This window comes from Sphingomonas sp. AC522 (assembly GCF_979258125.1).
The window spans coordinates 3,055,233-3,073,979 of the sequence record NZ_OZ409836.1; the positions used below are offsets into that span (position 1 = coordinate 3,055,233).

19 protein-coding genes are annotated in these 18,747 nt (G+C 64.9%); 12 read left to right on the plus strand and 7 right to left on the minus strand.

What is annotated here, in order from left to right; translation table 11 throughout:
- Window positions 1-22: 22 nt before the first annotated feature.
- From ACZZZM_RS15300 to ACZZZM_RS15310, 3 genes are read right to left on the minus strand one after another with little or no spacing between them, the layout of a single operon-like run.
- On the minus strand, window positions 23-586 hold the full coding sequence (locus ACZZZM_RS15300) for a Smr/MutS family protein (protein ID WP_463595936.1): 564 nt from the start codon (window positions 584-586) through the stop codon (window positions 23-25).
- Complete coding sequence (mltA, locus tag ACZZZM_RS15305) at window positions 583-1,854, minus strand: murein transglycosylase A (protein WP_463595937.1); 1,272 nt, start codon at window positions 1,852-1,854, stop codon at window positions 583-585. Before mltA ends, ACZZZM_RS15300 begins: the two co-directional genes overlap by 4 nt.
- Window positions 1,855-1,871: 17 nt before the next feature.
- Entirely contained in the window at window positions 1,872-2,516 is a 645-nt protein-coding gene (locus ACZZZM_RS15310) for a Tim44/TimA family putative adaptor protein (RefSeq protein WP_463595938.1), read from the minus strand.
- Between the two features lie 165 nt (window positions 2,517-2,681).
- Here ACZZZM_RS15310 and secB point away from each other — a divergent pair, with 165 nt between their 5' ends.
- The 4 genes from secB to ACZZZM_RS15330 are packed head-to-tail and all read left to right on the plus strand — an operon-like array spanning window position 2,682 to window position 6,605.
- Window positions 2,682-3,188, plus strand: coding sequence for a protein-export chaperone SecB (gene secB, locus ACZZZM_RS15315; protein ID WP_463595939.1), 507 nt, complete (start codon window positions 2,682-2,684; stop codon window positions 3,186-3,188).
- 26 nt (window positions 3,189-3,214) lie between these two features.
- Window positions 3,215-4,792 carry a murein biosynthesis integral membrane protein MurJ gene (gene murJ / locus ACZZZM_RS15320; RefSeq protein ID WP_463595940.1) on the plus strand — a complete coding sequence of 526 codons (1,578 nt, stop codon included), beginning with the start codon at window positions 3,215-3,217 and terminating at the stop codon, window positions 4,790-4,792.
- A 2-nt stretch (window positions 4,793-4,794) separates the two neighbouring features.
- On the plus strand, window positions 4,795-5,802 hold the full coding sequence (gene trpS / locus ACZZZM_RS15325) for a tryptophan--tRNA ligase (RefSeq protein ID WP_463595941.1): 1,008 nt from the start codon (window positions 4,795-4,797) through the stop codon (window positions 5,800-5,802).
- On the plus strand, window positions 5,799-6,605 hold the full coding sequence (locus ACZZZM_RS15330; protein ID WP_463595942.1) for a ThuA domain-containing protein: 807 nt from the start codon (window positions 5,799-5,801) through the stop codon (window positions 6,603-6,605). The genes trpS and ACZZZM_RS15330 overlap by 4 nt, the downstream gene beginning before the upstream one ends.
- A gap of 631 nt (window positions 6,606-7,236) precedes the next feature.
- Here ACZZZM_RS15330 and dnaA read toward each other — a convergent pair.
- The 4 genes from dnaA to mutM all read right to left on the minus strand — a co-directional run bounded on the left by dnaA (window position 7,237) and on the right by mutM (window position 10,878).
- Window positions 7,237-8,577, minus strand: coding sequence for a chromosomal replication initiator protein DnaA (dnaA, locus tag ACZZZM_RS15335; protein ID WP_463595943.1), 1,341 nt, complete (start codon window positions 8,575-8,577; stop codon window positions 7,237-7,239).
- A 454-nt stretch (window positions 8,578-9,031) separates the two neighbouring features.
- Complete coding sequence (gene rpsT / locus ACZZZM_RS15340; RefSeq protein ID WP_463595944.1) at window positions 9,032-9,295, minus strand: 30S ribosomal protein S20; 264 nt, start codon at window positions 9,293-9,295, stop codon at window positions 9,032-9,034.
- A gap of 12 nt (window positions 9,296-9,307) precedes the next feature.
- Window positions 9,308-10,060: a hypothetical protein gene (locus tag ACZZZM_RS15345; protein WP_463595945.1), complete on the minus strand. Its 753-nt coding sequence runs from the start codon at window positions 10,058-10,060 to the stop codon at window positions 9,308-9,310.
- Window positions 10,061-10,068: 8 nt separating this feature from the next.
- On the minus strand, window positions 10,069-10,878 hold the full coding sequence (mutM, locus tag ACZZZM_RS15350; RefSeq protein WP_463595946.1) for a bifunctional DNA-formamidopyrimidine glycosylase/DNA-(apurinic or apyrimidinic site) lyase: 810 nt from the start codon (window positions 10,876-10,878) through the stop codon (window positions 10,069-10,071).
- A 45-nt stretch (window positions 10,879-10,923) separates the two neighbouring features.
- On the opposite strand from mutM, the gene ACZZZM_RS15355 reads away from it, so the two are divergent.
- From ACZZZM_RS15355 to ACZZZM_RS15390, 8 genes are read left to right on the plus strand one after another with little or no spacing between them, the layout of a single operon-like run.
- A complete protein-coding gene (locus tag ACZZZM_RS15355; RefSeq protein WP_463595947.1) occupies window positions 10,924-11,655 on the plus strand; it encodes a class I SAM-dependent methyltransferase in 732 nt (243 codons plus the stop codon).
- A gap of 7 nt (window positions 11,656-11,662) precedes the next feature.
- A complete protein-coding gene (ubiB, locus tag ACZZZM_RS15360) occupies window positions 11,663-13,198 on the plus strand; it encodes a 2-polyprenylphenol 6-hydroxylase (protein ID WP_463595948.1) in 1,536 nt (511 codons plus the stop codon).
- Window positions 13,195-14,310 (plus strand): hypothetical protein, encoded by a 1,116-nt coding sequence (locus tag ACZZZM_RS15365; RefSeq protein WP_463595949.1) that lies wholly within the window; start codon window positions 13,195-13,197, stop codon window positions 14,308-14,310. Before ubiB ends, ACZZZM_RS15365 begins: the two co-directional genes overlap by 4 nt.
- Window positions 14,307-15,593 carry a bifunctional phosphopantothenoylcysteine decarboxylase/phosphopantothenate synthase gene (locus tag ACZZZM_RS15370; RefSeq protein ID WP_463595950.1) on the plus strand — a complete coding sequence of 429 codons (1,287 nt, stop codon included), beginning with the start codon at window positions 14,307-14,309 and terminating at the stop codon, window positions 15,591-15,593. Before ACZZZM_RS15365 ends, ACZZZM_RS15370 begins: the two co-directional genes overlap by 4 nt.
- Entirely contained in the window at window positions 15,583-16,341 is a 759-nt protein-coding gene (locus tag ACZZZM_RS15375; protein WP_463595951.1) for an alpha/beta hydrolase family protein, read from the plus strand. The genes ACZZZM_RS15370 and ACZZZM_RS15375 overlap by 11 nt, the downstream gene beginning before the upstream one ends.
- Complete coding sequence (dut, locus tag ACZZZM_RS15380) at window positions 16,342-16,788, plus strand: dUTP diphosphatase (RefSeq protein WP_463595952.1); 447 nt, start codon at window positions 16,342-16,344, stop codon at window positions 16,786-16,788. It abuts the gene before it with no gap.
- Complete coding sequence (locus ACZZZM_RS15385) at window positions 16,788-17,561, plus strand: HesA/MoeB/ThiF family protein (RefSeq protein ID WP_463595953.1); 774 nt, start codon at window positions 16,788-16,790, stop codon at window positions 17,559-17,561. Before dut ends, ACZZZM_RS15385 begins: the two co-directional genes overlap by 1 nt.
- A complete protein-coding gene (locus ACZZZM_RS15390) occupies window positions 17,558-18,562 on the plus strand; it encodes an NAD-dependent epimerase/dehydratase family protein (RefSeq protein ID WP_463595954.1) in 1,005 nt (334 codons plus the stop codon). Before ACZZZM_RS15385 ends, ACZZZM_RS15390 begins: the two co-directional genes overlap by 4 nt.
- Window positions 18,563-18,747 lie beyond the last annotated feature (185 nt).

Below are 18,747 nucleotides of genomic sequence, written 5' to 3' on the forward strand. Positions count from 1 at the left end.
CGGGAAAAATCGCAGATAGAGGTTAAGATTGTTTTCCGCGGCCGCTCAAATTGGGTCTTCTGAGCACAATATATAAAGCCCCGGTCCCGCCATGGCGCGGATGCGCGTTGCGCACCGCCGCAATGCGGCTCGCATGCCGGGACGAAGCGAGCCAATCGCCCACCGCCGCGCGAATGGCGCCGCGTGCATGCGGCCGCTCGGATTCGGCGCGTGGCGGCTTCCCGGTGACCAGCAACAGCACGCGATCGCCCTGCGCGATTGCCTGTTCCAGCCCGCGATCGAGCCGATCATAGGCCGAGGCAAGGCTATGCCCGTGCAGATCGATCGCGCTCTCGGGCGAGACCAGCCCGCGTGAGAGCTGCCGGTCCCAACTGCCGTCGAGCGTGTTGGCAGATTGCGCACTCCGCGGCGGCGGCGGCGCGGGCGGCGGCGCTGCCTTCATCAGCTTGGCGGCGGGTTTGGCAACCGGCGCGGCAGTCGTCGGACTCTGAACTAGCTTCGGCTCGGCCTTCCGCCCCGCGATCGGCTTGACGCTCGCGATCACCAATTGCCAGAGCGCCGCTTCCTCCGACGCCAGCCGCCTCACGGCGTAGCCGTCAGCCGCGCGAGCGTTCCCACTGGCACGAGCAGCCAGCCGGTCCCACGCGAGTTCATCCCCCCGGCAATTGCGCGCGCGTCCTCGCCCGCGCCCCAGAAGGTGTCGACGCGGTTGGTGCCCTTGATTGCGCCGCCGGTATCCTGTGCCACCCACAGCCCATTGGCTTCGGCGCGGTCCATTGAGAGGAAGACGAGCCCGCCGAGCGGCACGAAGCGCGGATCGACTGCGGCGCTGGCATTTCCGGTGACCGGAAGCCCGAGCGAGCCCAGCGGCCCTGCCCCCTTCAGCTCCTGGAAAAACACGAAACTCTTGTTTTCCCACATGATTTCGCGGCCCTCTTCAGGGTGCTCACGAAGGTAGGCCATGATCCCCTGCATCGATGCGCCGCCGGGCTTGAGCAGCCCGCGGTCGCGCATCAGCGCGCCGATACCGGTATAATCGCGGCCATTCTGGCTGGCGAAACCGATCCGCACCACGCTGCCGTCAGGCTGGCGAAGGCGCCCCGAACCCTGGATCTGCAGAAAGAAGATTTCGACCGGATCGGCGGCATAGGCAATGATCGGCGCGCGATCGTGGATCGCGCCCTGTTCGATCTCGCGGCGCTCATAATAGGGCACGAAACTCTGCCCCGCCACGCGCCCGCGAATGCGTTTGCCCTTCAGATCATTGGAGAATACCCCAAGATCGACATCGACCAGGTCACTCGGGCGGCCATAGATCGGCACTTCATAGCCGCGGCGGCGCTCGCGCGATCCAGCAATCTCCGGCTCGTAATAGCCCGTCGCATGGGCCTTGCCGTCGGCGACCTGGATTGTCTCGAACCAACGCGAGAAGAACGCCCGCGCATCGCGGGGAGAAGCCGTCTTCGCAGCGGTGCAGGCAGGAGCCCAGTCGCTGCCGCGGGTCAGCCCGCTATTGTCGCTGCGCTTCTGGAGCGAATTGCAGCTGATCTTGAAAGCCTCAAGCGCACGCGCGGCATTGCCGTCCGAAATCGGCAGGGTATCGACTGGCGGCCCGGCAACCACTCCGGCTTTGGCGGCGCTGGTGATCGTGGCAGGTGCCTCGGGCGCAGTGATCGGGGCGAGCGGCGTCGCCGGGATCGGCTGGCGAACCGCCACATGTGACTGGGGCTCGGGCGCGCGATCGGGCGTATAAGCCGGTGCTGGGCCAGGGCCTCGCTCGACCGAATGCGGCACCACCGTCCCCGAACAAGCGCTCAACAGCGCCGCAACCGCGACGACCCCCCATGCCCGCATAACAATCAGCCTTATGTTCAGGCGTCGTCGGTTTCGACGAGCTTCCAATTGGGATCGTCGCTGCGCAGGTTGCGCGCAAAGGTCCAGCTATCGTGCGTCTCGACCGCGTCGCTCATCGAGCCTGCGATGAGGTTGCCCTCCGCATCGCGCGTCACCGCGGCGATATCGGCATCGAAGCGCACCGTGATCCGGGCGGTCTTGCCCTCCACCGAAGCCTCGGTGATCAGCGCGCGATCGATCACGACCAGGCGATTCTCCAGCACATGCCCGGCCTCGCGGCGCTCGGCGATCGCCTGGGTGAAGCCTTCGCGAACATCGTCCTCGACCAGCCAGGCAAGCGTTTCCTCGTCGCCCTTCCAGAAGGCCTCGAGGATCATGCGATACGCCGATTTCGATCCTTCCACGAACTGCGCGACATCGAAGCTCGAGTCCGCGGCGATCACTGCGCGAAGGCCGCTCTCGGCGCCCGTCTCGATCGCCCGCGCGCCGCCGTCGCGGACCTCGGGGGTCACGTCGATGGTGCGTGCCACGGGGGCGAGCGCGACGCGCTCTTCGGCGGGCTTGGGCAATGCCTGCTCATGTCCCGTGCGCTTGCCGAGAACGGCATAGAGCCGGAGCGCCAGAAAGGCGGCAACCATTGCGAAAAGGATTACGTAGAACATGGTCCTCCAGTCTCGTTGCCCGATACATAAGCTCAAGCGCCGCGCTATTCAAATGCTGTGCCGCATGCGCGGGACAATTGAATCGCCTTCGCCCGCCTGCTAGGCGCGCACGCGACGAAACGCGCAGCATGCGCGAAACTTTCCGAATCAAAGAGGAATCTTCGAATGGCCGAGAACGACACCATCGCCGAATTCGGCGAGCCCGCGCAGAATGGCGAAGACACCGGCCCCGCGGTCGGCGTTCTTTCCCAATATGTGAAGGACTTGTCGTTCGAGAATCCGAACGCACCGGCGATCTACCAGAACAACGTCCAGCCCGCGATCGACGTCCAGTTCAACATCGGCTCGGGCAAGGTTGCTGAGGACGTCTATGAAGTGGTGCTCAAGATCGAAGTCCGCGCTCAGGCCGAAGCCCAGGTCGCGTTCCTCGTCGATCTTTCCTATGCGGGCTTGTTCGGCCTTCGTAACATTCCCGAGGATCAGATCGATCCGTTCCTGCTTGGCGAAGCACCGCGCATCCTGTTCCCCTTCGCCCGCCGCGTGCTGGCCGATGCCATCCGCGACGGCGGCTTCCCGCCTCTACTCCTCGAGCCGATCGATTTTGGCGGCATCTACATGCAGCAGCGCGCCCAGCAGGACGAGCAGCTGAGCCAGCCTGCCGGCGAAGCCTGAGCGCTCTGGCCGCATAGGATAGCAACGTGAAGCTCGCCCGCACGCTTGGTTCGGTGGGCGGGCTCACGCTTGCCAGCCGCGTGTTGGCGCTCGTCCGCGATTCGCTCCAGGCCCGCTATGTCGGCGCCGGCTTCGCGTCCGACGCCTTCACCATTGCCTTCCGTCTACCCAACATGTTTCGCGCGCTCTTTGCCGAAGGCGCGTTCGCGGCGGCATTCGTGCCGATGTTCAATCGCAAGGTCGGCGAGACCGGCGAGCTCGGCCCTGCCTTGGTCTTTGCCGAGCGCGCGCTGGCAGTGCTATTCGCGGCGCTTTTGGTGTTCACGGCAATAATGCTTGCCGCGGCCTGGCCAGTTACCTGGGCGCTTTCGGGCGGGTTCAACGAAGCCCCGCGCGATCAATTCGCCTTCGCAGTCGAGCTGTCGCGCTACACCATCCCCTATCTGATGCTGATCAGCCTCGCTTCGTTGTTGGGCGGCATCCTCAATTCGCTCGACAAATTCTGGGTCAATGCCGCCGCGCCGATCCTGCTCAATATCGCGATGGTCACGGCATTGCTGCTGTTCAACGGCGATCCGTTCGAGACTGCGCGGGCTCAGGCGATCTCGGTTCCCGTCGGCGGTCTCCTCCAGCTCGGCTGGCTGGCCTTGGCGTGCCGGCGCTCGGGCGTCTCGCTCCGGCCGCGGCTCCCCCGCATCGATGCCGAAGTCAAAAGGCTGATGAAGCTTATCCTGCCAGCCGCCGCGGGCGCCGGCGCGACCCAGATCAACCTGCTGATCTCCAGCGCGCTGGCGGGCGGCCTGCTCGCTTCGGGCTCGCTGTCCTATATCTATTATGCCGATCGGCTGAACCAGCTGCCGCTGGGGATGATCGGCATCGGCCTTGGCACGATCCTGCTTCCCACCATCTCGCGGCTGCTCGGCGCCGGCAAGGAAGCCGAGGCGATGGAGACGCAGAATCGCGGGATCGAGCTGGCGCTGTTCCTGACGCTCCCGGCTATGGCCGCACTGATTGTCGCCGCCGAGCCGATCGTGCGCGGGCTCTTTCAGTATGGCGAGTTTGACGCCGCCGATACCCGCGCCTGCGCACTGGCGCTGGCCGGCTTCTCGATCGGCCTGCCCGCTTATGTGCTCGTGAAGGTGCTAACCCCCGGCTATTATGCGCGCCAGGATACGCGCACTCCGGTCCGGTTCGCGCTATGGTCGGTCGCGACCAACATCGTGGCCAACCTGATTTTGATCCCGTGGATCGGTCATGTCGGACCGCCGCTCGCAACAGCGCTGGCCGCAACCGTCAACGTCTGGATGCTTTATAACGGCCTCGCCAAGCGCGGGCATTTCAAAGCCGACGCCCAACTCCGCCGTCGCCTCCCGCGCCTCGCCCTCGCGGCTTTGCTGATGGGGGTGGTCCTGTTCGCATCCGAGCGCCTGCTCGATCCCTGGCTCACCGGGCCGCTCGTCCAGCGCTACCTCGCATTGGCTGTGCTGGTCTCGGCCGGCGTGCTGATCTACGGCATCGCCTGCTTCGTCACCCGCGCCTTCCGCGTCGGCGACATCAAGGCCCTCATCCGCAAGCGCCGTCCGAGCGACGGCATCCAGGAGTAATCATGCGCGTCGTCTCCGGCATCCAGACCACCGGCAATCTGCACCTCGGGAACTATCTCGGGGCGATCAAGCAGTGGGTGGCGATGCAGGACGCCTCACAAGAGAATGGCGGCGAGTGCCTGTTCTTCCTCGCCGATCTCCACGCGCTGACGAGCAACATCTCCCCCGCCGAGCTCGCCAATTCGACGATCGAAATGGCGGCGACGCTCCTTGCCGCGGGGATCGACGATCGCTCGATTCTGTTCAATCAGAGCCGGGTGCCCGCGCATTCCGAATTGTGCTGGATCCTCCAGGGCACGGCGCGGATGGGCTGGCTCAACCGCATGACTCAGTGGAAGGACAAGGCCGGCAAGAACCGCGAAGGCGCCAGCGTCGGGCTGTTCACTTATCCGGTGCTTCAAGCCGCGGACATTCTTGCGTACCAGGCGACGCATGTGCCCGTCGGCGAGGACCAGAAGCAGCATCTCGAGCTGGCGCGCGACGTTGCCGCCAAGTTCAACACCGATTTCGGAGTCGAACTGTTTCCCCTGCCCGAGCCACTGATTTCCAAGGCCGCGCCGCGGATCATGTCCCTGCGCGATGGCCAGGCCAAGATGTCCAAGTCCGATCCCTCAGACATGAGCCGGATCAACCTGATCGATGACGACGACACGATCGCCCAGAAGATCCGCAAGTCCAAGTCGGACGCCGAACTGCTGCCCGACAGCTTCGATGCGCTGGCCGAGCGGCCCGAGGCCAAGAACCTCGTCACGATCTACGCCGCGCTCGCCGAGCGCACGCCGCAATCGGTGGTCGAGGAATTTGCTGGCAAGGGCTTTGGCGCATTCAAGCCTGCGCTGGCCGATCTCGCAGTGTCGGTGCTTTCGCCGATGCGCGACCGACTGGTGAAGCTGCTTGACGACCGCACCGCCGTGGGCGCCGAGCTTGCCAAGGGCGCCAGCCGGGCAAATGCGCTCGCCGCTCCGACGCTGCTCGCGGCCCAGAAGGCTGTGGGGCTGCAGGTCGAATGATCGGGCTGGTCTTCCTGCTGGCGCTGGCAGCCCAGGATGCCCCGCAGGCCGATCCGCGCCGCCCTGCTCCGACCTTCGACAGTGTCGCACCTACGCTACCCAAGCTCCGCCGCCCTGCCGTGCTGATCTTCAGCAAGACCAATGCCTATCGCCATGACAGCATTGCCGATGCGGTGGCGGCCGTGCGCAAGCTTGCCGAAGCCCGCGGGTTCAGCGCCTATTCGACGGAGAATGCGGCGGTCTTCAATCCCGAGCAGCTGCGGCGCTTCGATGTCATCGTCTTCGCCAGCGCCACCGGCGATATGTTCACGGCCAGCCAGCGAGATGCCTTCCAGGCGTGGATCAAAAGCGGCCGCGGCTTTGTCGGTCTGCATGGCGCCGGCGATGGCAGCCATCCAGACTGGTATCAGGCGATGCTCGGCTATAGCGGCTATACCGGCCATCCCGGTGGTGCAGACCAGTTCCAGACTGGCGATCTGATCGCCACGGACAGAGCCCATCCTGCCACGCGCCATTTGCCTGACCGCTGGCGCTGGACCGAAGAATATTATGCCTATAGCGCGCCCTTGCGGCCTGACGCGCACGTCCTCGCCCGGCTCGACGAAACCGGCATGCGGCTCGAGCCCAAACATACCATGGCCGACAAGCACGCGCTGATCTGGTGGCGCTGCGAAGGCCGCGCGCGCATTTTCTACTCCGCACTCGGCCACAAGCCCGCGACATGGAGCGACCCGGTGCATCTCACGCTGGTGGACGGAGCGCTAGGCTGGGCGGCCCGGCGCGAAGGCAAGGGCTGCGGCTGAACCTGGAGCCTTTTTTGGCCGTATTCCAACGCTTCAGGATCTGGATAGACGATGTGCAGGCTGACGGGCTGTACGCGGTAAACTTCTCTACTCTGCCGGTGCGTTACCGCTGGTCCCTCTGTCGCTTTTAGCAGGTTGGTGGCTGATACTTGAAATAATCGCCGCTGGATTGTGGGTTGGCTTTCTCTTTGGCGGTTTTGGCTAATGGCGAAAACGGGCATCATCGCCAGCGACGGTCCGCAAGGGAGGGTAATCGACGAGATGCGAAAGGCGGAAGACCAAAAGGCAGCCCGGGAGGGCAGCTAACTACTTGCAGGCCGCCACATAATCCCTTGTAATGTAGGATTTCGCCTGCTTGGATGAGCCGGTCGGCACTGCCGTCCGTTCTTTGAAATCGTCAGTCCGAAGAGCCCATGGCCAGTGCGAAGATTGGGAAGATTCGCTGTGCGCGAACCTATTCTTGGAACACCCTTTAGTAACCTTTCACGGCCCGGCAAACCGCGCAATGGCGTACACTTCGTGTAAATTTCTGCGCCAGCCGGGGCAATAATCAGGGTGGAGGCGTGACAATTCGCGTTGCCCCGCTCTCATCTCCTCCACCCTGCCCCTCCGCGGGAGGGAACGCAAAAAATCAGCCTTCGAGCGTGCGCATCAGCGTGCGGACGGCGCCGTCGATCTCGCTGTCCTTGCCGCGTAGATCCTCGATGCGCTTGACGGCATGGATCACGGTCGAGTGATCGCGATTGCCGAACTTGCGGCCGATCTCGGGCAGCGAACGCGTGGTCAGGCGCTTGGCGAGGTACATCGCGATCTGGCGCGGACGGGCGATCGCGACGGCGCGGCGCTCGGAGATCAGGTCGATCTGCTTGACTTCGAAATGCGCCGAGACCGCACGCTGGATCTCGTCGATCGTGATGCGGCGCTGTGCCGTGCGGAGTACTTCGCCCAACGTAACCGTCGCAAAGTCGATGGTGATCGTCTCTTCGTTAAGCTGTGCATAGGCAACTAGGCGGTTGAGTGCGCCTTCCAGTTCGCGAACGTTGGTGGTGATCCGCGCCGCGAGCAGGTCCATGACCTCGTGCGGCATGTCGACCGCCGGCATGTCCTTGAGCTTCTGCGCAACGATCGCGCGGCGCAGTTCGAGCTCGGCGGGCTTGATGTCCGCGACGAGTCCCGAGCCCAAGCGACCCGCAAGCCGCGTTTCGAAGCCTTCGAGCGCCTGCGGCGCGCGATCGGCAGCGATCACCAGCCGCTTGCCGCTGCTCATGAACTCGTTGACCGTGTGGAAGAACTCTTCCTGCGTCGCGTCCTTGCCGCCGATGAACTGCAAATCGTCGATCATCAGCAAGTCGACCGAGCGCAGCCGCGTCTTGAAGGCATGCGTGTCCTTGGCGCGAATCGCCTGAACGAACTCGAACATGAAGCGCTCAGCAGTCACGTAGATCGCCGTCGCGTCGGGATTGGCGTCGAGGAACGCGTGCCCGATCGCATGCATCAGATGCGTCTTGCCCTGGCCGGTGCCGGCATGAAGATAGAGCGGGCTGAATTGCGGCATGCCCGGCTGGGCTACGGCGCGCGCGGCATTGAACGCGACGCGGTTGGTCGCGTCGGTCACGAAGCGCTGGAAGGTGAAGCGTGGATCGAATTGCGGACGCTCCGTGGGCACCACGGCAGCCGCTACGGGCGGTTCGGTTGCGACGGCGAGGATGCGCTTGGGCTCATCGGCCACGGTCTCAAGCGTGACGCTGATGCAATCGGGCAGCACGGCGCGGAATTCGAGCAGCAGACGCTCGGAATAGTGATTGCGCACCCACTGGGTCATAAAGGCCGAGGGCAGGCCCAGGCGCACCGCATGGCTGGTGCTGCCATCGATCAGTTCGACGGGCTTCAGCCACTGATCGAACAGACGCTGGCCGGCCGAACGGCGGAGATTGCCCCGCACATGCGCCCACGCCTTTGCAACTACTTCCATCTCGTCACGCTCCAAGGCCTGCACCTGAGTCAACGACGCACCTCTCCCCCGCGAAAAGCCAAGGCGTTCCGCGTGCTAAATCCATCCGACAAATTACTCTCCGCAGCCGGACATTGCCCCCGGGCTGGCGCGTTGAGCGTGCTTAAAACCGGACGAGAATCTCTGCCCGGAGGACCTTTCTAGTTGCCAACTTTCGAGTCGAGCAAGGCCCGCAACGTAAAGAATCTGAAATAGATTTGTTGACTCTGCGTAACTGCCTGAAATCAGGGAGCGGGCATTTAGAACTATTATTTTTCAGATACTTAACTGGTTAATGACACCTTATTGCTCGCGACTCGCGGATTTCCGGGACTTGCCGCATGTTAAGCCAGCCGACACCCCTGCGGATCGTTCGCACACGCGAAAAACCCCGCCGGAACGGGTCCGGCGGGGCGAATTCGCAAAAAATCGAGGCTCAGGAGAGCGCTTCGACGCGCTTGTTAAGACGCGAGAACTTACGGCTCGCGGTGTTCCTATGAAGCACGCCCTTTGCGACGCCGCGTGCGATCTCAGGCTGTGCTGCTGCAAGCGCTGCGGAGGCCGCTGCCTTGTCGCCCGAATCGAGCGCCGATTCGACCTTCTTCACGAAAGTCCGGATGCGGCTGACGCGCGCACCATTGATTTCCGCGCGGCGGTCGTTCCGCCGGATACGCTTCTTCGCTTGCGGCGTATTCGCCATGCCGTATCGTTCCTAGCTCAAAGATAGAGGGCGCGGGAACAAGCCCACGCCCGGGAAAGCGCGGCCCTTAACGCCTGAGGCGATTCGGGTCAACCGCCGGAGAGCATTATCCGGCACTTGGCCGACCATCCGACTGGATCGATGCCCTCCAAGCACGAGCGTACCGTCCACCCACCGGGCGGTTCCGGTCCGCTGCGCAACGAACGGCTCGCCAGTTGCACCCAACTCCAGCTTGCCGCTGTCGCCATCCCAGCGATACATGCCGCTGCCGGTCACCATCGTCTCGACCATGTGCTCGGGCAGCGTGTAGCTGTAATAGCCATCAGCGCTGAAGCCCATCTCCGCAATCTTCGGCGTACCGCAGCCGGTCTGCTCGGCGACGCTGAAATTGCCCGACAGCACCTTTTGGGTCGCGCCGATGATCTTGAAGCTGCCATAGCCGCGCTGCCCTTGCCACCCCGCGATCTGTGCGGAGAAGCGGATCTCGGTGCCGGGCACGGCCCCGGGGTCGATCCTGATTTTGCCACCGCTCAGCAACTTGACGCCTTTGCCTTCGACCTTCCAGTCGCTCACGCATCTGTCGGGCACAGGCATGGTCGGCATGCCATAGCTTTTGACGAACATGCCGGTGAGGGTGATCGTGTCGCCCTGCCGCGCCACCGACGGCTGATAGCCCGCGGCATAGCCGACACCGGTATATTCGGAGCAATCCTGCGGCGGCGGTATGCGATCCTGGGCAATCAGCACGACGAGCAAGGCCAACATAGTCCCTCCTATTTCTGGCAGCGCGGACACCAGAAGGTCGATCGCCCGCCATCGACGCGACGTTCGACCAAGCCGCCGCATTCGCACGGCTCCCCTTCGCGACCATAAACGAGGAATTGCTTGGCGAAATAGCCGAGCTCACCATCGGGGCGGGCATAATCCCTGAGCGTCGATCCTCCTGCTTTGATCGACGCTTCCAGCACTTCGCGAATCGCCGTCACCAGTTTCTCGAGCCGGGCCTTGCTGATCGTGCCCGCCGCCCGTGTTGGCGCGATCCGCGCCAGATACAGCGCCTCGCAGACATAGATATTACCGAGCCCCGCCACGATTCGCTGGTCGAGCAACAGCACCTTGATCGCGGCGCTGCGGCCCTTGAATGCTTGCGCCAGATGCTGGGCGGTAAGATCCGGACCCAGCGGCTCGGGGCCCAGCGCCTTGAACGCCGGCCATTCCGCAAGGGCCGTAGTCGGCACGAGATCGAGCGAGCCGAAGCGGCGCGGATCGTTGAGCGCCAGTCGATGCTTCGCCGTCTCGATCACGAAATGGTCGTGCTTGCCGATTTCCTCCGGGTCGATTCGCCACCGCCCGGACATGCCGAGATGGAAGACAAGCGTTTCGCCGCGATCAGTATCGATCAGCCCGTATTTGGCGCGGCGGCCTAGCCCGGTGACGCGCGCGCCGGTCAGCCGCTGGCCCAGCCCTTCCGGGAAAGGCCGGCGCAGATCGGCACGGTGGAGCGTCACGCGCTCGATCCGTTCACCGTTCAGCACGGGCTCCAACCCGCGGACGGTCGTCTCGACTTCGGGTAGTTCTGGCATGGCTACCCCCTAGCCGCGCTCCCCGCCCCCCGCTAGAGCGCACCCATGCCCGACACCGTATCCTTCGGCTATGAGGACGTAGCCCCCGACGAAAAGACTCGCCGCGTCGGCGAGGTCTTCTCGAACGTCGCCGCCCGGTACGATGTGATGAACGACGCGATGTCGGGCGGTCTCCACCGCGTCTGGAAGGACTTGTTCGTCCGCCGGGTGAAACCGCGCGCTGGCGAGCAGATTCTCGATATGGCCGGCGGCACTGGCGACATCGCATTTCGCATGGCGCCCTCGGGCGCATCGATCACGGTCGCGGACATCAATCCCGAGATGCTCGCCGTCGGCATTGATCGCGCCGCACAGCGCGGGATCGATGGGCTGGTGTGGAGCGAGGCCAACGCCGAGAGCCTGCAATGGCCCGAGCGCTTTTTCGATGCCTATACGATTGCGTTCGGCATCCGGAACGTAACCGACATTCCCAAGGCGCTCCGCGAAGCACACCGGGTGTTGAAGCGCGGCGGGCGCTTCTATGTGCTCGAATTCTCGACCACCCATTGGCCCGGTTTCGCGCAGGTCTATGACGCTTATTCGCACCACCTTGTCCCCAGACTCGGCCAGCTCCTCGCCAACGATGCAGACAGCTATCGCTATCTGGTGGAATTGATTCGCCGCTTCCCCGACATGCCGACCTTCGAGCGCATGATCGGCGAGGCAGGCTTTGCGCAGACCAAGGTCGAGCCGCTGCTCGGCGGGCTGGTCGCGATCCATTCGGGCTGGAAGATCTGAGCGCCACGTGACTGTAGCTCCCGTCCATCTCTGGCGCCTGTACAAATGGGGCCGCATCCTCGCGCGGCACGGCGCCCTGCGCGGCATCGAACGCGATCCCAACACGCCGCGGACGGTGCGTCGCTTCGTCCGAGTGCTGCGCTTCGGCACGCGCCAGCCGGCCAGGCCCCGCTATGCCGACGCGTTCCAGGCGATCGGCCCCGCCGCGATCAAGCTGGGCCAGACGCTGGCGACGCGCCCCGATCTCGTCAGCGAGGAAGCTGCGCGGGATCTGCTGCGGCTGCAGGACGCCCTGCCCCCGGTCGATTTCGCAATCATTCGCCAGCGCATCGAGGCGGATAGCGGGCGGACCATCGAATCCATGTTCGCTTCGATCGACGAACGCGCAGTGGGCGCCGCGTCGATCGCGCAGGTCCACCGCGCCGTTACCACCGATGGCAGGCATGTCGCCGTCAAGGTGCTGCGCCCCGGCATCGAGGCCGAATTCGCCCGCGCGATCGAGACCTATGAATGGGCCGCGGCCCAGGTCGAAGGCATGGGCGGCGAAGCCAGCCGCCTGCGTCCGCGCCTCGTCATCGAGACCTTCAAGCGCTGGACCGCCCGCGAACTCGATCTGCGCCGCGAAGCCGCCTCCGCATCCGAGCTTGCCGAGGGCATGCAGGCCGAGCCCGATTTCATGGTGCCCGCGATCGATTGGCAGCGCACTACCGGCAAGGTGCTGACGCTCGAATGGATCGACGGCGTCAAATTGTCGGACCGCGAGACGCTGGTCGCGGCCGGGCACGACATGACCCGGCTGGCCGGCAACTTGGTCCACGCATTCCTCCGCCAGGCGATCGCAGAAGGTTTCTTCCACGCCGACATGCATCAGGGGAACCTTTTCGCGCTCCCTGACGGTCGCATCGCCGCGATCGACTTTGGCATTATGGGCCGGATCGACCGGCGCGCGCGGGTGTGGCTTGCCGAGATCCTCTACGGGCTGATCACCGGCAATTATAAGCGCGTCGCCGAGATCCATTTCGAGGCAGGCTATGTGCCCCCTCATCACAATGTCGCCGAGTTCGCCACTGCGCTCCGCGCCGTGGGCGAGCCGATGCGCGGGCTGCCGGTCAAGGAAATGTCGATCGGCTCGATGCTCGACGGGCTTTTCTCCATCACCCGCGATTTCGACATGCAGACCCAGCCGCACCTCCTCCTTCTCCAGAAGACGATGGTGATGGTCGAAGGCGTTGCGCGCGGGCTCGATCCCGATATCAATCTGTGGGACGTCTCGGCGCCGTTCGTGCGCGAGTGGATCCGAACCGAGCTTGGCCCCGAAGCCGCGATCGCCGACCGGCTCGTCGAGGATTTCCGCACGCTGGCGCGGCTGCCCCAGCTGATCCGCAATATCGAGTTGCGCTACCCCGCCCCCGGCGGTGCGCCCCCCGCCCCGCCGCTTCGCCAGATCGAAGTGATTCGCGTGGGCGGCGGCTGGCGCTATGTCGTCGTCGCGATTGGCGCGGCGGCTATGAGCGCGGCGATGACGGTGTGGCTGCTGGCATGAAGCCCACCGCCGTGGCGCGCCTGGGTCCTCCCAGCCGCTTCGCGAGCCTGACGCGCAGCCGCGCAAGGCTGGGGCTGGGCCTGCTGCTCCTGCTGCTGGTCTTGTGCCTAACGGCGCTGGCCGTCCCCGATCCGCAGGCAATGGGCTCGGCCGCGCGCACCGATGTGGGGCAGACCGACCTTGCACTCTATGAGAAGATCGTCGCGGGCGTGCGTGGCGGCGAGAATTACTATGTCGCCGCAGCCGATGCGCTGCGCGCGGGAAGCTATCCGCTGCGCCCCTTCCTCACCTTCCGCATGCCGGCGCTGGCGACCGTCCTAGCGGCGATCCCGCAATGGTTGCCCGTGCGCTATCTGCTCTTCGCTTTGGTGCTGTGCGTTGCCGGCGCCTGGGCCAACCGCTTGCGCCGCGAACTCACCGGGCCGCTTCCGGCAGTCGCCGCGCTGATCCTGATGCTCGGATCGCTGCTCGTCTTCCTGCAATATGAGTTGGTGCCGTTCCATGAGATCTGGGCGGCGCTGCTCGTCGCTCTGTCACTGGCGATCCGCCGGCCCGGGCGCTGGATCGAAGCCGTCGCCATCGGGCTAGCGGCGATGCTGATCCGCGAAACTGCATTGCTCTACGCGCTGATCATGGCTGGCTTCGCTTGGTTCGAGGGTGAGCGCCGCGAGGCGGCCGGCTGGGCCTTGGCGATAGCGCTGTTCGCCGCGGCGCTAGGCGCGCATGCCTGGGCAGTAGCGGGCGTCACGGGGCCGCACGATCCCGCCTCACCGGGCTGGGCCGGGCTGTTGGGCTTCGGCTTCTTCGTCAAGGCAGTGACGCTGGCCACGGCGCTGCAGATGGCCCCGCTCTGGGCGAGCGCCCTGCTGGTGGGCTTGGCGCTGTTCGGCTGGGCAAGCTGGCGCGATCCGCTCGGGCTGCGCATGGTCGCGATCCTCGCCGCTTATGCCGCCGCAATCGCCGTCTTCGCGCGGCTCGACACCTTCTATTGGGCGCTGATGATCGCGCCGGTGTTTCTGCTCGGACTGCTCTTCGCACCCGCTGGCATTCGCGACCTGGTGCGGCAGGCGCTCGACAAGCCGCGCATCACCGTGACAAGGGTATCGCGATGAAGCGCATCCTCCTCATCGTCGGCGGCGGCATCGCGGCCTACAAGGCGTGCGAGCTGATCCGCCTGTGCCGCAAGGCCGGGATCGGCGTGAAATGCGTGCTGACCGCGGGGGGCCAGCATTTCGTCACGCCGATGACACTCGCGGCACTCAGCGAGAACCAGGTCTATACGACGCTCTGGGACCTCAAGGACGAGGCCGAGATGGGGCATATCCAGCTCAGCCGCGAGGCCGATCTGGTGGTGGTCGCCCCCGCGACCGCGGATATGATGGCGAAGATGGCGGCCGGCGTTGCCGACGATCTCGCCACCACCCTGCTGCTCGCTACCGACAAGCCCGTGCTCGCCGCCCCGGCAATGAACGTACGGATGTGGCAACATGCCGCGACCCGCCGCAACGTCGCGACGCTGCGCAGCGACGGCGTCACCGTGATGGAGCCTGACGAGGGGCCGATGGCGTGTGGTGAATATGGCCCCGGGCGCCTGCCCGAGCCCGAGGCGATCCTGGCGGCCCTGCAAGCTGTTCTTGATCCTGCCCGGCACGGGGAGGCGGCAGCGCATAGCGCTGACGGACGGAGCACGCGCCATAGCGAGTCGCTCGCGGTACGCTCCCTCCACCAGCCTGCGGCTGGTCCCCCTCCCCGTGCCGGGGAGGGTCGTTTGAGTGGCAAGCATGTGCTGGTCACGGCGGGCCCCACGCATGAGCCGATCGATCCGGTGCGTTACATCGCCAATCGCTCATCCGGGCGGCAGGGTTTCGCAATCGCCGGTGCGCTGGCCGAACTAGGCGCGAAAGTTACTCTGGTCAGCGGCCCCGTCGCGCTGGCTACCCCGGCGGGCGTGACTCGCATTGATGTCGAGACCGCACAGCAAATGGCGAACGCAGTGGCGCAGGCGCTGCCGGCCGATGCAGCAGTGATGGTCGCGGCAGTGGGTGACTGGCGTGCCGAGGCTGCCGAGCAGAAGATCAAGAAGGGCGATGCGCCGCCCCGGCTCGACCTGTCCGAAAACCCCGATATCCTCGCTATGCTTGCCAAAAGTCCGCACCGCCCGGGCCTGGTGGTTGGCTTCGCGGCCGAGACCGAGCGTGTGATCGAGCACGCCACCGCGAAACGCGAACGCAAGGGCGCGGACTGGATTGTCGCGAACGATGTTTCGGGCGATGTGATGGGCGGCGATGCGAATACCGTCCATCTGGTCACGACGGAAGGCGTCGAAAGCTGGGAGCGCTTGCCCAAGGGCGAAGTCGCGCGCCGGCTTGCGGAGCGGATCGGCGATGCGCTTTAGCCCCGCGCTTACCGGACTGCTTCTGGCCGGCTGCGCGACCATGCCGCAAACCACGAGCACACCGAGCCTGCAGGCCGAGACCTATGGGCCGGCGCGCGGAGGCCAGGTTCGCACGCTGATCGTCGTGATCCACGCCGACGGAACGCCCGACCATTACCGCTTTGCAAAGGCGGCTGCGCAGGCAATCCCGACGAGCGCCGCAGTCGCGATCATGCGTCCTGGCTATGCAGACGGCGCCGGCAAGGCCTCGCCGGGCGAACGCGGCACTGGCATGGGGGACAATTATACCGCGGATCGCATTGCGGCGGTGGGCGATTCCATCGCGGCGCTGGCCCGCCGCTATCCCAATGCGCGGACATTATTGGTGGGCGATGCCGGTGGTGCTGCGATCGCGGCGAACCTTGCTGGGATCCGGCCTGGCCTGATCGACGGCATGGTTCTGGTCGGCTGCCCCTGCACGCTTCCCGAATGGCGCAAGCTGATGAAATGGGACAGCCAGGTAACCAGCCTCGATCCGCTTCAGACCGCGGGCGGGATCCTGCCCGGATTGCGCGCAGCGGTCCTGGTCGGGTCGGACGATGCGGTCACGCCGGTCAAATTCTCGCGGGCCTATGCGGAAGCACTGACATTGCGCGGAATCGCGACCGATTATCGGATCGTGCCCGGCAAGGGCCATGATTTGCTCGACGATCCCGAAGTTCTCGCTGCCACGCAGCGCCTCGCCGCCTCGCTTCCCAGAAAGATCTAGATGCTGCCTCCGATCCGGATTGCCGTTCAGCGCCTGGCGCATGGCGAGGGCCTGCCCTTGCCCGCTTATGCGACCCATGGCGCTGCAGGCATGGACGTGGTCGCAGCGGAGGCCCTGGTGCTCGATCCCGGCAAGCGCCATGCGGTCGCCACCGGCTTCGCGATGGCGATCCCCGAGGGTTTCGAAGTGCAGGTGCGGCCGCGTTCGGGGCTGGCGCTCAAGCACGGCATTACCTGCCTCAATACGCCCGGCACGATCGACAGCGACTATCGCGGCGAAGTGAAAATTATCCTCGCCAACCTCGGCGATGCGCCTTTCACGATCGCGCGCGGCGACCGGATCGCGCAGCTTGTCCCGGCGCCGGTGCAACGTGCAGGGCTCGATGAAGTCGAGACGCTCGACGAGACCGTGCGAGGAAGCGGCGGGTTCGGATCGACGGGGACATAATGCGCCTGAGCGATGCCGAGCTCGAACGCTATGCGCGCCATATCGTGCTGCGCGAGCTCGGGGGCGGCGGACAGGCTCGGCTGAAGGCGGCAAGCGTGCTGGTGGTCGGCGCCGGCGGTATCGGTTCGCCTGCGATCCAGTATCTGGCAGCGGCCGGGGTGGGTCGGCTGACCATTGTTGATGACGACACGGTCGATCTGTCCAATCTTCAGCGCCAGACGCTGTTCGTGACTGCCGATCAGGGCTGCGCGAAGGTCGAGACCGCAGTCGCGCGCGTCGAGGCGCTCAATCCCCATGTCCATGTCGTCGGTGTCCGGCAGCGCGTCGATCGGCACAATGTCCATAATCTGCTCGAAGCGCACGACGTGGTGCTGGACGGATGTGACAATTTCGAAACCCGTCTGGCCGTCGCGGACGCGGCGCTGGACCTCCGCATTCCCCTGGTCTCCGCTGCCGTTGCCGAGTTCGAGGGCCAATTGGGCGTCTACCGCGGATGGGAAGCGGACAAGCCCTGCTACCGCTGCTTCGTGGGGCAGGACCCCGAGCGCGAGGGCGTCACCTGCGCCGAGCAAGGTGTGCTGGGCGCATTGGTGGGGATGATGGGCAGCCTCGCCGCTCTGGAAACCATCCGCGTCATCGTGCCTTTTGGCGGAGACACGGCGGGCAAGCTCCTGCTCGCAGATGCGCTCGCGCTCCGTTTCCGCACGCTCACACTCCCGAAAGATAGTGGCTGTACGAGTTGCCGCAAAGCAGCAACGGATACGAGCGAATGAAGGGCAAACGCGTTCTGGTGACCGGCTCGGCCGGCTTCATCGGCTTCCACACCAGCAGCCTGTTGCTCCAGCAGGGCGCGACCGTGCTCGGGATCGACAATTTCTCCGATTATTACGACGTCGCGCTCAAGGAAGCGCGCAACCACGTGCTGAGCAACCACGCAAATTTCTCGCTGGCGCGCGTTTCGATAGAGGATAGCGAGGCGTTCGGGGCCGCATGGCGCGACTTCAAGCCAGACATCGTCATCCATCTCGCCGCGCAGGCCGGGGTGCGTTATTCGATCGATGCGCCGGCGAGCTATGTCGGCACCAATCTGATCGGCACCTTCAACGTGCTCGAGCTGGCGCGGCATCATCCACCCCAGCATTTGCTCATGGCATCGACCAGCTCGGTCTACGGCGCCAATACGAGCATGCCTTTCGACGAGTTGCAGCGGACCGCGACGCCGCTCAGCCTCTATGCCGCGACCAAGGGCGCGACCGAGCTGATGGCGCACAGCTATGCGCACCTGTTCAAGACGCCGATCACGATGTTCCGCTTCTTCACGGTCTATGGCCCGTGGGGACGCCCGGACATGGCGCTGTTCAAGTTCACCAAGGCGATCCTCGCGGACGAGCCGATCGACGTCTACAATAATGGCGAGATGGCGCGCGACTTCACTTATGTCGACGATCTCGTCGAGGCGATCACGCGACTGGCCGCCGTAGTGCCGGGGGATGTGCCGGTAGAGGGGGACAGCCTGTCGCCCGTCGCGCCCTTCCGCATCGTCAATATTGGCGGCGGCAACCTGACCCCGCTGATGGACTATATCGGCGCCGCCGAACGCGCATTGGGCAAGACCGCGATCAAGAACTTCATGCCGATGCAGCAGGGCGACGTGCCCGCAACGGAGGCGTCGCCGGCTCTTCTCAAGCAGCTGACCGGCTATGTACCGATGACGACGCCGGAAGAGGGCGTAGCGAAGTTCATCCACTGGTATCGCGCGCATTATTCCGGCTGACCCGCCCAGATAAGCAGGATGCTGTCTAAGATATTGGTATTTTTGGATAATATCTCGATTTTACGCTGAGCGGGCCTGGGTCGGAAAAGGCGAATCTTCCGAATGTTCGCACTGCCCATGGGGCATTTCCGCGCGCGGTGCTCTGGCAGCACTTCGGCCTACGCCCGGCGCTTCTGCGCGGTGCA